We start from the raw sequence: 15,075 nt of genomic DNA, 5'->3' as shown, positions 1-15,075 counted from the left end.
GTACCCTCGCGCACGCGTGGCGCGAGGGAACGACGATCTCTCGTGGTATCCGCCTTTCTGAACTGGCGGAAATTGCTTTTTTTGGGGTACGGCGGTGCGTCAGCGCATCAATGCACCAACGATGTCGAAGGCGTGGCAGCGGCGCCGTCTGGCTGTGCGGCGTGCGCGCCGAAGCCGGGAATGCGCCGCAAGGTGCGCTTCACCTGCTCGGGCGTGATGAGCCGCGTGCATTCGAACTGACGCGGCGTGTCCTTGTGGCGCGGACACCAGAAGAAGTCCTTGTGATCGAAGCGATGGCTCGCGTCGTTCCAGCAGCCGTTGCACGCGTGGTAATTGATCACGCGATACGGTGTGTCGAATTCGTTGTTTTCCATCGTGAAGCCGCTGATCATCGCGACCGGCGTGCCGCACGCCCACGCGAGCCAGGCCAGGCCACTGGACAGCCCGACGAAGAAGTCCGCGTGACGCAGCCAGCGCGCGCGCTCCTCGAGCGGGTGGTCGCCGGTCTGATCCTCGGCGCCGTGCGGAATGTGATTCCACACGAGGCCTGAACCGTGCGTCGCCTTCTGGTCGATGCAGATCACGCGATAGCCCTGTTCCTTGAGGAACGTGACGATCTCACGCCAGCCGGTCGGATGATTCCAGTACTTGCACTGCGTCGAGCTTTGCACAGCGATGCAGACGTAGCGCTCCTCGATCGGACGGCTCTCGTCCTCGAGCACGATCGCGGGCTTCATCTCCGCCGGATCGACACCGAGAATGTGACCCGCCGTACGATGCAGTCCGACGTGACGAAAGTCGCACGGCTGGAATACGTGGTTCGTATCGTCGAAGAAGAGGCCGACGTTGTAGGTCGCGTAATAGCGCTCGGGCAGGACCTCTTCGTGCGTGACGAATTCGATCTCGGGATACGCGCGGCGAAACAGCGGCGCGATCAGCGCCGACATCGCGCAGGTGAGGCGGCAGCCGTGCTTGCGCTGGAACTTCACCGCGTACGGAAACCAGCCCATCAGATCGCCCAGCGTGCCGACCGGAAATTGAATCAGCACCTCGCGGTCCTTCGCGTCGAAGCGATGGATGAAGGCGGCGTCGGCCTGCTTGCCGCGCTGCTGGATCTGCACTTCGATCGGCACGAAATACTTCTTCGCGCTCGCCACCACGCCCTCGCCGATGTCGGTCTCAAACAGCACGTTGTCGGTCTCGTAGTCGCGCAGCACGACATGCCATTCACCTTGAGGCAGCACCACGCGGCAGCCGTCGTTGAAGTCGAAGCGCACGCCGTGCAGCGCTTCCTGCGTGGGCACGCGCGCCGGCGGCGGGAATGGCGGCTTGGACGGCGCGCCCGCGGACACGAGGTGAACGGCCGACGCGGAGGCGGACGCGCTCTCGTCAGCCGGCACAGCAAGGATGTTGTGGGGAATCGAAGCAGTCATGAATCGGACAGAACTGGATGAAAACCGGACGCCGATGCGATCGGAGACCAAACACACGGGTATTGCTCCAGTTGGGTCGACTATTACTGACTGGCTGGCAGCTTACACGGCTCCCGAGATTTTCAGCCGGATGACAAGTCGCGGCAATGGTGAATTAAAGACTTTTGTTGCTTCTAATTGGCAGTTAAAAACGCATGGCGATGCTATACGCTCGCGTAATCGGTTGCGATTTTAAAAACTTGAGGCCTTATTTGTAGAAATATTTTTTTCCCGGGCCGCTGTTCTTCTATTGGCCTTGCGTGGCCAGGCACAGCCTGCAAGGGTTGCGAAAGCGCACGAGCGAGGCACGCGGGCGCTTGACGGGTTTCGCTGCATCCTGGTTATTAATCGCGCCGGCGCGTCAGCCGGTTATTGGCGTGATGCAGAAAATCTTACCTCAATATAATCGGGCCGCGCAAACCTTTGCGTCATTATCCATTGGTAGGGTTTTGCCGTATTCCGGCGTTTTCAGGCACTTCGATATCGCGCGTCATTGCATCGACGAACCACATCGAAACGCTCAACGCGCGCGCGGCAAGGAATGATGGGCCGCCGGACGAGTTTCAGACGTTTTGATGGCTTCCATCACTTCATTGGCCGCGGCGATCAATCCTTCCACGATATGAAGCCGCGCCGAGCTGCGTGGCCAGATGATCCCGAAGCGGCGCTTCTCCGCTTCGTCCGGCAAGGCGATGCGTGCCACCTTCAGACTCGCGGTCAAGGGCGAGGCCGTATCGGGCATCAGTGACACCCCGAGACACCGCTCGACCATCATCGCGATGGCGACCAGCGAATTGAGCTCGAAGCGCTCACGCGGCACGATATCGTGGCGGCGCAGATAGCGGTCCGCCTGTCTGCCGCCGCCAAGGGTGCGGTCGTAGCGGATCAGCGGTTCATTACGCAGCAGTTCGTGCGCATCGCGCGAGCTCCAGCACATGGGAACGAGCACGACCAGCGGCTCCTCGCGCAACTGCTCCCAGGCGAAGTTCTTGGTCAGCGCAAACGGCGGATGCAGACACACCGCCGCATCGAGCTCCCCCGCCTGCACCGAACGGTACAAGGCCATCGACGTATCGAAGCGGATAGTCACGTTGACTTGCGGATAGCGGGTCGCAAACAGCGCCATCATGTCGGGAACGATGCTGTGCAAGGCGGTGTTGATCGTGCCCAGCCGCAGTTCACCCACCGACGGCTCGGCGTTGACATGCATCGTCAGGTCCACAAGGTCTTGCAGCAAATCGCGCGAGCGCTCCACCAGGCGATAGCCGGCCTCGGTGGGGCGCACCGTCCTTCCCGAGCGCGCCAGCAGTTTCACGTTCAGCTCACGCTCCAGCGTGCGCATCTGCTGGGCGATCGCCGCTGAGGTCAGATCGAGCCGCCGCGCGGCTTCGGCGAACGAGCCCGTATCGACCACGAGCAGAAAATTGGCGAGAAACTGGGTATCCATGCGTATCGAGAGAAAAGAAAAACTTTCGATTAAAGGAACATTTTGCCAGTTTATCTTTTCATTCATCGGCGCGAAACTGGCTGCATGAAAAGCAAACTCTTCGTTCCCGGGTCACGTCCCGAATTGTTCCCGAAGGCATTGGCCAGCGCCGCCGACGGTCTCTCATTCGATCTTGAAGATGCCGTCGCGCCCGCCGCCAAACCGCGCGCCCGCGTGGAATTGCAGGCGCTACTGCGAAGCGACGCGCTGCTCGTGTCGGACAAGACCATCATCGTGCGCGTCAATGCGTTCGACACGCCGTGGTTCGGCGACGATCTCGACGCGATCGTGTGGCCCGGCGTCGATCTCATCAATCTGCCCAAACCCGACAGCGCCGAGCAGGTCCGTGCCGTGGCCGCCGCGATCGCACGCGTCGAGCAACGTCATGGCGTGCGCCAGCCGATCGGCTTGCTGCTGAACATCGAAACGCCGAAGTCGCTGCGCATCGCGAACGAACTGGCCTGTGCCGACCCGCGTGTCGCCGGCCTGCAACTCGGGCTCGCGGATCTGTTCGAACCGCTCGGCATTGCGCGCGACGACCGGGTATTTGTGCGCCAGGCGATGTTCACCGTGCGGATGGCCGCCGCCGAAGCCAATGTGTACGCGCTCGATTCCTCGTTCGCCGACATCGCGGATGTTGAAGGCTTCAACGCCGAGGCCGCGCTGTCACGCGACCTGGGTTATCTGGGCAAGAGTTGCATTCATCCGAGCCAGATCGCGCTCGCCAACGCCGCGTTCCGTCCTACGGATGAGCAGATTGCGCATTCGCTGAAAGTCGTCGAAGCCGCGCGGCGTGCCCATGAAGATGGCGTAGGCGCCTACGTCGTCGACGGAAAAATGATCGACCCGCCGTTCGTGATGCGCGCCGAAGCCATCGTCGCGTCGGCACGGCGGCTCGGCCTGATCCCTGCTGAAACGGAACCTGCGCAATGAGCGAATCCGCCAATCGCACCGCCCTGCCGCGTGGGCGCACCGGCGCCGCCGGCCCACTGTCGGGCATCCGCGTGCTCGATCTGAGCGCCTACATTGCAGCGCCCTATGGCTGCACCTTGCTCGCCGACCAGGGCGCGGAGGTCGTGAAGATCGAACCGCCGATCGGCGATACGCTGCGCCACTATCCGTCGACGCTCGAAGCGGAAAGCCGCGCCTTTGTCGGCATCAATCGCAGCAAGCTCGGCGTGGTGCTCGATCTGAAGCAGGCGGACGATCTGCAGACGCTGCTCGAACTCGTGCATGATGCGGACGTGCTGGTACACAACTTCCGGCCGGGCGTTGCACCACGGCTCGGCATCGACTATGAAACGCTGCGCGCGCTGAATCCGCGCCTCATCTATTGTGCCGTGAGCGGTTATGGCGAGAGCGGGCCGCTGGCGCAGAAAGCCGGCTACGATCAGGTACTGCAGACGATGACCGGTATGTGCCACTTCCAGGGCAAGCCCGACGGGCCGCCGGAGATCGTCTACGGCTCGGTGGTCGACTACTATGCGGCCTCGCTGGTCGCGGGCGGTGTCGCGTCCGCGCTCTACGAACGTGAGCGCAGCGGTGTCGGCCAGTACGTCGGCGTGTCGCTCCTGCGCGCCGCATTGACGATGCAATCGGCGCGCATGGTCTGGGCGGAAGGCGAGCCTCGCGAGATCGGCCGTGAAATGCGGGCCGGCGGCGTGACCGGCATTCATCCGACACGCGACGGCTATCTATATCTGTCCGCCAACACACCGCATTTCTGGCGCGCACTGTGCGACAAGATCGGCCTGCCCGAACTCGCGGACAACGAGAAGTACGACACGGTACGCAAACGCTCGCAACACGCGGCCGAAATCGTGCCACAACTGCGCGCGGCCCTGCAGGCGCGCAGCGCGCTTGAATGGGAAGCGAGTTTCGGCGAAGAAGTCCCGTGTGCGACGGCGCGCCGCCTCGAAGACATGTTCGACGAACCTCAGGTACAAAGCGAACAGATGATCGCGGAGTTCGAGCACACGCGTGCCGGCCGCTATCGCGGCTTCGCGCGCGCCATCAAATTCACGCGTACCCCTGGACCGGAGCCGTTCGCGGCGCCCGCGCTCGGCGAACACACGGACGACGTGCGGGCGGCGCTTCGGCGTGATGCAACAGATGCCGCTGCGTCGACGGACGACAACCATCGCTGATTCGCGCCCCCAAACCAATATGCACCTCGACGCTGCCCCCACCGATACCCCCGCTTGTATCTGCGACTCGCACATGCACATCTACGACCTGCGTTTTGCGCATGTCGGCCCCGATGAGCGCGTGGAACGCGATGCGACAGTGGACGACTACCAGCGCGTGCAGGCGCGTCTGGGATTGACGCGCACCGTTGTCGTCACGCCGCGCAACTACGCGACCGACAACCGCATCACGCTCGACGCAATCCAACGTCTCGGCCCCGAGCGCACGCGCGGTATCGCCGTGATCCGTGCCGACGTCAGCGAAGACGAACTGCAGTCCTTGCATGCGGGCGGGATTCGCGGCATCCGCTTCACGTTGTACCGGCCGGAATTCGCCGTTGTCGATTCCGACATGCTCGAGCCGCTTGCAAAGCGCATCAGCCGCTACGGCTGGCACGTGCAGTTGCACTGGACCGCCGATCAGGTGGTCGCGCACCGCGACATGCTCGAACGGCTCACGGCACCGATTGTCTTCGATCATCTGGGGCGCCTGCCGCTGCCGGAAGGCACGCGGCATCCGGCCTTCGACATCATGCGCGGTCTGGTCGAGCGCGAGCGCGCGTGGGTCAAGTTATCCGGCGCGTATCTGGATTCACAGCTCGGCGATGCCGGCGGTTATGCCGATCTCGATCCGATTGCGCGCAGCTGGATCTCCGCCGCGCCCGAGCGCCTCGTATGGGGCAGCGACTGGCCGCATTCGCCGGTTTCCGTCAAGCCGGATACCGGCAGACTGTTCGATCTGCTCTCGCGCTGGGCGCCGGATGCCCGCGTCAGACAACGCATTCTTGTCGACAACCCGGCGCGGCTCTATGGATTCCCGGCATAGACCGGTTTAAAGACAGCACATACAACGCGACGCGCACGGCGGGTCGTCATAACAAAGAGGTGGAGACATGAAATCAAAAGCAGGAGAGCTGGCGGTCACGCCCGCCCGGCACAGTTTCGCGGAGATGACCATCGATCTGTTCGAACGTATCATTCCCGATCCGTTCGTGCTCGCTGTACTGATCACCCTGCTGGTGGCGGCGCTGTCCGCACTGTTCGCTCCGCAGGCGTCGTTCGAACATATCGTCGTGGGATGGTACAGCGGTTTCTTCGATATCCTGACGTTTGGCTTCCAGATCATTCTCGTACTCGTCACCGGTCATGCGTTCGCTCACGCGCCGCCCGTGCAGCGCGCGTTCAAGTCGGTTGTCGGCCTCGCGCGCACGCCGGTTCAGGCAGCCACGCTGACGTTCCTGCTGGTGGCCTTCGCATCGTTTTTCAACTGGGGGCTCGGTCTCGTGGTGAGTGCGCTGCTCGCACGCGAAGTCGCCAAGCGCATGCCGGTGGACTTCGCGTGGATCGTGGCGGCCGGTTTTTCCGGCTGGGTGGTGCAGGCCGGCGGCTTGTCGAGCACCATCGTGCTGGCGCAAGCCACGCACGGCAGTCCGATGAATGTCGTCGAGAAACTGACCGGCCATGTGCTGCCGTTCAGCGAAACCGTGTTCACGACGTTCAACCTGGTGCCGGCATTCGTCATGCTGGTTGCCACGCCGGTTGTCCTCGCGCTGATGAAGCCGCGCGACAGCGATGCGATCATCCTTGATCTGGCGAAGAATCCGGACCCAATCCCGCCGGCCAGACCGCGGACCCTGTCGTTTGCAAAACGTCTTGAATACTCGCGTATCGGTAGCCTCGCGATCGGCGCGGGCGGCATCTCGCTGTTCGTACTCGCGCAGTTCAAACACATCGGCGCCTTCTCCGGCGTGAATGCGGTGATCTTCGTCATGTTCATTCTCGGCGTGCTCCTGCATGGCTATCCGCTCGCCTACGGCAACGCGGTCAAGAACGCCGCGCGCCAGGCCGGCTCCATGACGCTGCAATATCCGCTCTACGGCGGCGTGATGGGCATGATGGCCGCGACCGGCCTGCCGGGCGTAATCGCGAACTTCTTCATTGCGATCTCCAATACACATACGCTGCCGTTCTGGAGCTATGTGTGCTCGCTGCTCGTCACCTTCCTGGTGCCGAGCGGCGGCGGACACTGGGCGGTGCAAGGTCCGTTCGTGATTCCCGCGGCCGTCGCCCTGCATTCGTCCACCGCGGCGACCTCGATGGCGGTGGCGGTCGGCGAGCAGGTCTCCAACATGATGCAGCCGTTCTGGGCCGCGCCCGTGGTCGCCATGGCCGGCGTCGGCGTGCAGCGCGTGCTGGGCTTTACCATGATGACGTTTCTGCTCGGCGCAGTGGTCTATGGCGTCGCGTTTCTGGTTCTCGTTTGATCTCGTTTCGCATGACCGACTCATTCCAATCGTCCCACGGACTCACACCCGGCCCGGTTCTGTGCACCGGCGAATTTCTCGAGACGTCGCGAGCGCTGCTCGAGGCAGCCTTCGAGTTCGTGACCGCCGCTGGTCGACGTCGCGTGTCCGACTGCGCGTCTAAACGCATCGGCGTCGGCAGCGCTGCGCACTAGCCGAGGGGAAAATCGGACCGAGCCGTGCGGCTCGTGGGTGAAGGTTTGTATGAAGGCTGGCATGAAGGCGTGCAGCCAAACGCACGGAATCAGCGCGTGCGCTTGTCGGCTAGCCGGCAATCTGTGATCGAGGGGCCGTTCGCGGAGACCAGGAAACGGGTCTCCGGCTTCTAAAGGAGAGGAAAGAGCGGCTGGGCAGCGCAGCTGCTCGACAATATCCGGTTCGTGTGCCCGTTGCCGCGCTCAGGCCGCCTGCTTTTGCATGCCCTCTTCGCCTTGCCGCAGATGCAGCAAGCGATAGCCGCTCTTGTAAACGGGCTGCAGCCGGAAGTCGTTTTGCGGCTCGATCTCTAGCAGCAGACGCAGGCGCGACACGTGGCTGTCGATCGTGCGGGTGAACTCGCGGAACTCGCGGCCCCATACCATCGCGAAGATATGGTCGCGCGACAACACGCGGCCGATATTGGAAAAGAACAACGACGCCAACCGGTATTGCGTACCCGAGAGCTGCACCGGCTGACCGCGCAGCATGACGAGCTGGCGATGCGTGTCGAAACGGTAAGGGCCGACATCGAAACTCGCGACGCTAAAACGGTCCGGATAGGCGCGGCGCAGCAACGCCGCCACGCGTTCGCGGAACTCGCCCGGCCGCAGCGGCAGCGTCACATATTCGTCCGCCCCGCTGGCGAAGGCGCGCACCACGCTCTCCTCCGAGGTCTCCGCCGAAGCAAACATGACCGGCAGCCGGTCGCCACCGACCGCGCGCACCGAGCGCAGCACCTCGGCGCCGGACAGGCGTGTGCCTTGCCAGTCCAGCACCAGCAGATCCACGGTGGAACGGGCGAGCGCTTTCGACATGGTCAGACCATCGTCGTAGACCATACACGTATGGTTGGCGTTCATGAGGACCTTTTCGATCGATTGACGCATGACGGGGTCACGCTGAAGGATGGCAATGCGCATGGGATAACTCTTAACTGATAGCTCGGACGCGATTCTCAGAGGGACGCCCCAGTCATCCCATAGGAGCATTCCTAATTTGCTCCCCAATCGCTCCGCTCCGACAGGTGCGCGCGGCATTCCTACACTCGACGGCTGCAGCTCGCACGACGTGCGCCCTCGCCGTCCTGGCGCCATCGAAAGGACAGATTTCGGGGAACTTTTTCCAATCCAATTAAGCACTTCCCGAAACGAATGGTTTTCATCCTGTAAAATCTCCGCCCTGGCCCCAGTCGTCAGCGCGTTTACCCTACCCGGGCCAGCGCGCCGGTGTCCCGTGCTCTACCCAGCGCTTGCCACACTTCTCGCCCGACGACCGCCGTATTTCCACGCGCCACGTGTGGTTCTCAATTCAAGACAAGACACAAACAATGCAAGCGACCAATCTGGGTGGAGCGCAGGCTGTCACCCCACGCCCTCTTGGGCGAAGCGATTACAAGACGCTCGGCCTCGCCGCGCTCGGCGGGGCGCTGGAGTTTTACGACTTCATCATCTTCGTATTCTTCGCGCCGGCGATCGGCCAGTTGTTCTTCCCGGCCGCGATGCCGGACTGGCTGCGTCAGGTGCAAACCTTCGGCATCTTTGCCGCGGGCTATCTGGCACGGCCGCTCGGCGGCATCATCATGGCGCACTTCGGCGACCTGTTCGGCCGTAAGCGCATGTTCACGCTGAGCGTGCTGCTGATGTCGGTGCCGACGCTCATGATGGGCTTGTTGCCCACCTACGCCAGCATCGGCGTGATGGCGCCGGTCCTGCTGCTGTTGTTCCGCGTGATGCAAGGCGCGGCGGTGGGCGGCGAAGTGCCGGGCGCGTGGGTGTTCGTCTCCGAGCACGTGCCCGAGCGGCACGTCGGCTATGCGTGCGGCACGCTGACGGCCGGCCTCACGGCGGGCATCCTGCTCGGCTCGTTGATCGCATCGGCGGTGAACCGCCATTTCGCACCGGCGGAAATCTCCGCCTACGCATGGCGCATCCCGTTCCTGGTAGGCGGCGTGTTCGGCATGTTCTCGGTCTATCTGCGCCGCTGGCTGCATGAGACGCCCGTGTTCGCCGAACTCAAGCAACGCAAGGCAATCGCCGCGGAAGTGCCGCTCAAAGCGGTATTGCGCGACCACGGCCGCGCCGTGATCGTGTCGATGGTACTCACGTGGATGCTGTCGGCCGCGATCGTGGTCGTGATTCTGATGACGCCCACGCTGCTGCAGAAGCAGTTTCACATCGCCCCGGCCACCGCGCTGCTGGCGAATTGCGTGGCGACGCTGTGCCTGACGATCGGCTGTGTGATGGCGGGCTCGATCGCCGGCCGGATCGGCGCGGGGCGCACGATTTTCATCGGCGGCCTGGCGTTGGCCGTGACGTACTACGTGATGTTCCAGCAGCTCGCCGTCGACACGTCGGTGCTGGTGCCGTTCTACGCCGTGGCCGGCCTTTTCGTCGGCGTGATCGGCGCGATTCCGTTCGTGATGGTCAAGGCGTTCCCGCCGATCATTCGTTTCTCCGGCATCTCGTTTTCGTATAACGTCGCTTATGCGGTGTTTGGTGGCCTCACGCCGATTGCTGTTTCGCTGATGATGAAGTCGAACCCGATGGCCGCGCCGGTGTATGTCGGCGCTATTTGCATTCTCGGGGCGGTGAGTACGCTGTTTATTAAAGACGTGGCGCAGGCGCGCTAAGCGAGTTGTTCGCAACGGCGCACCGCGAGGGGCGCCGTTGTTTGCATCGGCTCCGCGTGCGGGCTTTGTGGGCTTTGTGGGCTTTCCGCGGTAGTCCGGTTGTCCGCAGTTCGCAGTTCGCAGTTCGCAGTTCGCAGTTCGCAGTTCGGCGGCATCGACACTTCACGTCGGCCCGAAACATCGTGCGACGCATCGGCCTACGATGTGTCTCATGAACTCTTCCAACAAGTCCTTCACGCCTACCCTCGGCCGCATTCTCGCGACCGTCAGCGTCGGCTTCGTCGTCACGCAACTCGACGTGACTATCGTCAACATCGCACTGCCGAAGATCGGCGCGGATCTGCATGCGAATGTCGCGGGTCTGCAATGGGTCGTCGACGCGTACACGCTCGCGTTCGCCGTCCTGATGCTTTCGGCGGGCGCGCTCGGCGACCGGCTCGGCACACGGCGCATGTACGCGGCCGGCATCGTGTTGTTTGCGCTCGCGTCGCTCGCCTGCGGATTGGCGCTCGATGCCGCCATGCTGGTCGCGGCGCGCGCGGTGCAAGGCATCGGCGCCGCCGCCATGCTGCCGAACTCTCTGGCGCTCCTCAATCAGTCGTATGGTCACGATCCAAAGCTCCGGGCGCGTGCTGTCGGGTTGTGGACCGGCGCAGGCGCGATTGCGATCGCGGCCGGCCCGGTGGTCGGCGGCCTGCTGATCGCGGCGTTCGGCTGGCGCAGCATCTTTCTCGTCAATCTGCCGATTTGCGCAGCCGGTTTGCTGGCGACGTTGCTCTGGGTGCCACGGCCTGACGCCGAGCGGAAAAATGTGCAGCACGCGAGTGCGACCGGGGCTGGGGCTCCAGCTCAAAGTGGGACTGCAACTCGAACTGGGACTGGAGCCAGGGATGATGCTGGTGCTGGTGCTGGTGCTGGTGCTGGTGCTGGTGCTGGTGCTGGTGCTGGGGCTGGGGCTGGGGCTGGTGCCGGTGCCGGTGCCGGTGCCGGTGCCGATGCTGGGGCTCGGGCTCGGGCTCAGGCCGGCACTGGCGCCAAGGTCAGCCCGCGTGGTCTTGATCTGAGCGGCCAGACCCTTGCCATCGTCGCGCTCACCGCCTTCGTCGCCGCCGTGATCGAAATGCAGCCGCTAGGATTAAGCCATCCGCTGATAATCGGCGGTTTCATCGTCTCGCTGGTCGCAACAGGTGCCTTTATCGCCGTGGAATCGCGCGTCGCGGCCCCGATGCTGCCGCTCTCGCTTTTTAGCAAGCGCACCTTCACTGCCGCGGTGCTGTTCGGCATCTGCGTGAATCTGACCTACTACGGCATGGTGTTCGTGCTAAGTCTTTATCTTCAGCGCGTCCGCGGTTATACACCGCTGCAGGCGGGCCTTGCCTTCCTGCCGTTGACGGGCGTTTCTGGCGTCGAACGTGGCGAGCGGCTGGGTGGTCGGACGCTTCGGCGTCCGTGTGCCGATGATCGCCGGCGCGATCACCGCGGGGCTCGGCTATGGCCTGCTGCATTTCGTCGATGCCTCCACACCACTAGTCGGCTTGCTGGTGCCCTTCCTGCTGATCCCGTCAGGGATGGGGCTGGCGGTCCCGGCGATGACAACCGCCGTGCTGGCCTCCGTCAAGGCGGAACGCGTCGGCACGGCTTCCGCCGTACTGAATACCGCCCGGCAAGCAGGCGGCGCGGTGGGCGTAGCCGTTTTCGGCGCGTTGGCGAGCGGCGCAGCCGCCACGCAGATCGTCTCGGGAATGCAGGTCGCGACGGCCGTCTCAGTCGGTCTGCTGATGCTAGGTGGCGTAATGGGCTGCCTTGTACATCCGGAGCCGCACGCGTTGGCCTCAGAGCCGCACAAGACTGGCTCTGAGCAAGTGGGTGGGTCGCGCTGAGCGTCTCACCACTTGGTCGAAAGTACAAAAAAATGCCCCCGCGATGCCTACGCACCGTGGGGTCATTTTTTAGCGCTATACGGCGCGAGCAGCTGCAATACCCTCGCACTCCCGCCGCTCGATTTACAGCGCCGCTTCCTGAATCGTGCCGGTGTCGATTGCGCGCTCGATCAGTCCTTCGTTTTGCGCCTTGGTGATCGCGTCGGCGATGAGCTTTTCCGGCTCCTCGATCTCCGCCTTGATCGTGCTGATGATGCCGGATGCATCCAGCACCACCAAGGTTTTCGCCGAATCGGCAAGGCTGATGATCACGCGATGGGGCGTAGGCCCTTCGCCAAGACTTGCGCACAGCTGCGTAACCTTGCCGCCAATGGTTTGCTCAAAACTTTGAATCATTATTTGCTCCCTTGATGACAGCCAGAATCAATATCAATAGCAACCTGCACAGACTACACCTCAACTGCGTGATCAAAGACTCAGACCGCCGCGGGGCGCACGCGCGCCGTCGATGCTGATACGGCCCGCTCCGGTCACGAACAACAGCAGGAAACCACCGGCAATACCGATGTTCTTCCATAAGTGGATCACCATATCGCGTTGCAAGGCGGGATCGGTAACGTTCCAGAAATCGTGGCCCAACACCGCGGTCGCCACGGCGTAAACAGCCAGGATCAGCGCGAGCGGGCGGATCTTGAAGCCGACGATCAGCAGCAGGCCGCCGATCGCCTCGACCGCGGTTGCAATCGGGGCGGCGGCCTGGACGAACGGCACACCCTTCGAATGCAGGTAGCCGACGAAGCCCGCATAGCCCAGCAGTTTCATCACGCCGCCCCACAAAAACAGCACGGCAAGGGCGATACGCGCGATGAGGATAACGCCGGAATCGACGGGACGCGTCATGAGGGGCTCCTGTAAATGAATAAGCAGCAGACCCGGCCAGGCGGCCGCAGTTCCCCACTTTGCGCCTCGGAATAGGCACGCTGCCCGCCATTTCCAAGCGCGGGCCCGAGTGAGCGGCGCAATTCGCGCCGTCTCAGCAGAAGAAAAGGTGTCCGGGCGCTCAGCGAGCGTCCGATTCCGCACGGCGGGGCACGGGCGACACCGCCATGCTCATGCCCGAGGATAGGTCGCCACCTCGATCAGATTGCCGTCTGGATCGCGGCAATACACCGAGGTCATCTTGCCGCGTGCGCCATCGCGCTCAACCGGGCCGGCTTCTATCTCGACACCCTGAGCGAGCCAATGGGCCTTGACCTCGGCGGGACTCGTGGTGGTGATAAAGCACAGATCGGCGCTGCCCGGCACCGGCTCGCGCCCGGTGAACCACGCGTCCGTGTCCGCATCCGCCGGACGCAAGTTGATTTTCTGATTGCCGTACATCATCGCCACGCGCATGCCGGTGCGCGATTCGAACTCGCTGCGCCGCATGCCGAGCATGCGCGCATACCAGGCTGCGCTCGCCTCCACGTCGGCAACATTCAGAACGAGATGATCGAGACTGTCTATCGAGAAGCTCATAGGGTTCGTCGCCATGGAGAAGGGCTATTGCTGTGGCGCATCCGGCGCGAGCAAGACGCCCTTGGTAAAAACGAAGCAGCCGTAACCGCGCGCTTCACCGGTTGCGATCACGCAATAAGCCTTGCGCGCCCGCTCATAGAAAGCGAAACGTTCGACCGACGCAAACGGGACCTCACGCCCTTCCGCCGCATTGATCTCGATCTGCGCCTCGCGCTGAACAGCCGGAATCGTATTCGGCTCGCCTACCACTTCCATCCGCGAGGCAGGGTGTTCGATGAAGGTATCCAGCGGCATCACTGAAAGAATCGCACGAATCGCGCGCGGTGCGTTCACACCGTCGAGTCGCAGCAGTTTGCCCAACACCGTCTGCTGCGCGACGGACGCGCCCGGGAAGTTGGCGTCGCAAACCACCAGTTCGTCGCCATGTCCCATCGCGCGTAGCGCATGCAGGACATCGGCATTCAGCAGCGGGTCCAGATTTTTCAGCACGCGTTGTCTCCTTGAGATTCTTGAGGTCCTTGAGGTTCGATTTGGCGGCTAGCCGCCCGGGTCCGAACGGTTTGTCCTTGTAGCGCTGTTCTTCCACGCATTGCGATTGATTGTAGCAAGACCGTAGCGCACGGTCCGGTGCCGACGCCTGATCGTCAATCCGCTTTTGCGCACGATGCGCCGAGCCGATTCTGACGACACTGCCACCGCAGCCATCCGACCAGCGCGAGCAGCACGAGACCCGCGCCACCCAACACCGGCTCGCGCCAGGCCAGCAACGCAGTGAAGGTGAACGCGCGCGTACCGGCCAGCAGAGCGAAGCCGGCAATCGCACTGGAGAGCGCGTCGACGGCGCCCGCGAGGCGCGCGACCGTGAGGCCAATTCCGGGAGCCGTGGCGGCGGCGGACTCGTGCATGATCGTCTCCGTAAAAATCGTGGCTGGTCAGGCGGCGGCAGGCACCCGGTCGAGGAAGCCGGTCACCGCCTGCAGGCGGCCGTGTGCGTCGAGCACGCCGAAGTCGGATCCCTTCACGATTGCCTCGCCGGCCGGCGTGGTGAGTGCCCACGAAAAGCGCAGCCGGTTCGCGAAGCCGTCGACCTCCGTCGTGCGGTGAAACGTGTGATGCGGAAAGCGTTCATGCACCGCACGAATCATCGCGTCGATGCCGTCATGGCCCGCGCCTGCCAGCAGCGGATCGCGATAGTCGGCATTGGCGGCCCATGTCGCGGCGATCAGTTCGCGGCGGCGCACTGCATCGGTTTCATTCCATGCGTCGAAATAACGGTCGATCAGATCGGTATGCGCATTCATCTCAAACTCCTTGATTGGCATGACTGAGCACTACGCTCGGCAAACACGTTGTATGCGGCGGGCTCGGAGTGAAGATTGGCGCTTCGAGCGCAGCGCGTCGAT

At 63.2% G+C, this 15,075-nt stretch carries 15 protein-coding genes and 1 pseudogene; 7 read left to right on the top strand and 9 right to left on the bottom strand.

Features of this window, described 5'->3' with window-relative positions; genetic code table 11:
• Nucleotides 1–107 precede the first annotated feature (107 nt).
• A complete protein-coding gene (locus tag P0D84_RS26360) occupies nucleotides 108–1,433 on the bottom strand; it encodes an autotransporter strand-loop-strand O-heptosyltransferase (protein WP_408341590.1) in 1,326 nt (441 codons plus the stop codon).
• Here P0D84_RS26360 and P0D84_RS26355 point away from each other — a divergent pair.
• Entirely contained in the window at nucleotides 1,432–1,668 is a 237-nt protein-coding gene (locus tag P0D84_RS26355; protein ID WP_408341589.1) for an MDR/zinc-dependent alcohol dehydrogenase-like family protein, read from the top strand. The two genes, P0D84_RS26360 and P0D84_RS26355, sit on opposite strands and share 2 nt — an antisense overlap.
• Before the next feature lie 324 nt (nucleotides 1,669–1,992).
• Here the strand turns inward: P0D84_RS26355 and P0D84_RS26350 are convergent, their stop codons facing one another.
• A complete protein-coding gene (locus tag P0D84_RS26350) occupies nucleotides 1,993–2,919 on the bottom strand; it encodes a LysR family transcriptional regulator (protein WP_408341588.1) in 927 nt (308 codons plus the stop codon).
• Nucleotides 2,920–3,003: 84 nt separating this feature from the next.
• Between P0D84_RS26350 and P0D84_RS26345 the strand changes: the two genes are divergently transcribed.
• The 4 genes from P0D84_RS26345 (at nucleotide 3,004) to P0D84_RS26330 (ending at nucleotide 7,408) form a co-directional block, all read left to right on the top strand.
• A complete protein-coding gene (locus tag P0D84_RS26345) occupies nucleotides 3,004–3,891 on the top strand; it encodes an HpcH/HpaI aldolase/citrate lyase family protein (protein WP_408341587.1) in 888 nt (295 codons plus the stop codon).
• Nucleotides 3,888–5,105: a CaiB/BaiF CoA transferase family protein gene (locus tag P0D84_RS26340; protein ID WP_408341586.1), complete on the top strand. Its 1,218-nt coding sequence runs from the start codon at nucleotides 3,888–3,890 to the stop codon at nucleotides 5,103–5,105. Before P0D84_RS26345 ends, P0D84_RS26340 begins: the two co-directional genes overlap by 4 nt.
• A gap of 73 nt (nucleotides 5,106–5,178) precedes the next feature.
• Complete coding sequence (locus tag P0D84_RS26335) at nucleotides 5,179–5,970, top strand: amidohydrolase family protein (RefSeq protein ID WP_408341585.1); 792 nt, start codon at nucleotides 5,179–5,181, stop codon at nucleotides 5,968–5,970.
• 67 nt (nucleotides 5,971–6,037) lie between these two features.
• The gene (locus tag P0D84_RS26330; protein ID WP_408341584.1) at nucleotides 6,038–7,408 is read left to right on the top strand and encodes a short-chain fatty acid transporter; all 1,371 of its coding nucleotides are present in this window, start codon (nucleotides 6,038–6,040) and stop codon (nucleotides 7,406–7,408) included.
• Between the two features lie 437 nt (nucleotides 7,409–7,845).
• Here the strand turns inward: P0D84_RS26330 and P0D84_RS26325 are convergent, their stop codons facing one another.
• Nucleotides 7,846–8,565, bottom strand: a complete 720-nt coding sequence (locus P0D84_RS26325; RefSeq protein WP_408346013.1) for a response regulator transcription factor — start codon at nucleotides 8,563–8,565, stop codon at nucleotides 7,846–7,848.
• Nucleotides 8,566–8,972: 407 nt separating this feature from the next.
• Between P0D84_RS26325 and P0D84_RS26320 the strand changes: the two genes are divergently transcribed.
• Both P0D84_RS26320 and P0D84_RS26315 read left to right on the top strand, forming a co-directional pair.
• A complete protein-coding gene (locus tag P0D84_RS26320; RefSeq protein ID WP_408341583.1) occupies nucleotides 8,973–10,274 on the top strand; it encodes an MFS transporter in 1,302 nt (433 codons plus the stop codon).
• 211 nt (nucleotides 10,275–10,485) lie between these two features.
• Nucleotides 10,486–12,154 (top strand): annotated as a pseudogene (locus P0D84_RS26315) (MFS transporter).
• Between the two features lie 123 nt (nucleotides 12,155–12,277).
• Here the strand turns inward: P0D84_RS26315 and P0D84_RS26310 are convergent.
• From P0D84_RS26310 to P0D84_RS26285, 6 genes are all read right to left on the bottom strand, one after another.
• A complete protein-coding gene (locus P0D84_RS26310; RefSeq protein ID WP_408341582.1) occupies nucleotides 12,278–12,550 on the bottom strand; it encodes a hypothetical protein in 273 nt (90 codons plus the stop codon).
• A 72-nt stretch (nucleotides 12,551–12,622) separates the two neighbouring features.
• Entirely contained in the window at nucleotides 12,623–13,054 is a 432-nt protein-coding gene (locus P0D84_RS26305; RefSeq protein ID WP_408341581.1) for a DoxX family protein, read from the bottom strand.
• A gap of 210 nt (nucleotides 13,055–13,264) precedes the next feature.
• Nucleotides 13,265–13,672 carry a VOC family protein gene (locus tag P0D84_RS26300; RefSeq protein ID WP_408341580.1) on the bottom strand — a complete coding sequence of 136 codons (408 nt, stop codon included), beginning with the start codon at nucleotides 13,670–13,672 and terminating at the stop codon, nucleotides 13,265–13,267.
• Between the two features lie 24 nt (nucleotides 13,673–13,696).
• Nucleotides 13,697–14,161 (bottom strand): RbsD/FucU family protein, encoded by a 465-nt coding sequence (locus tag P0D84_RS26295; protein WP_408341579.1) that lies wholly within the window; start codon nucleotides 14,159–14,161, stop codon nucleotides 13,697–13,699.
• Nucleotides 14,162–14,316: 155 nt separating this feature from the next.
• Complete coding sequence (locus P0D84_RS26290; RefSeq protein ID WP_408341578.1) at nucleotides 14,317–14,577, bottom strand: hypothetical protein; 261 nt, start codon at nucleotides 14,575–14,577, stop codon at nucleotides 14,317–14,319.
• A gap of 27 nt (nucleotides 14,578–14,604) precedes the next feature.
• Nucleotides 14,605–14,973: a nuclear transport factor 2 family protein gene (locus tag P0D84_RS26285; RefSeq protein WP_408341577.1), complete on the bottom strand. Its 369-nt coding sequence runs from the start codon at nucleotides 14,971–14,973 to the stop codon at nucleotides 14,605–14,607.
• Between the last annotated feature and the right edge of the window lie 102 nt (nucleotides 14,974–15,075).

It is taken from the genome of Paraburkholderia sp. RL17-337-BIB-A (assembly GCF_046025895.1).
Taxonomy (GTDB): Bacteria; Pseudomonadota; Gammaproteobacteria; order Burkholderiales; family Burkholderiaceae; genus Paraburkholderia; species Paraburkholderia fungorum_C.
The sequence above is the reverse complement of the archived record's forward strand: the minus strand, read 5'-3'. Positions and strand labels throughout refer to the sequence as shown.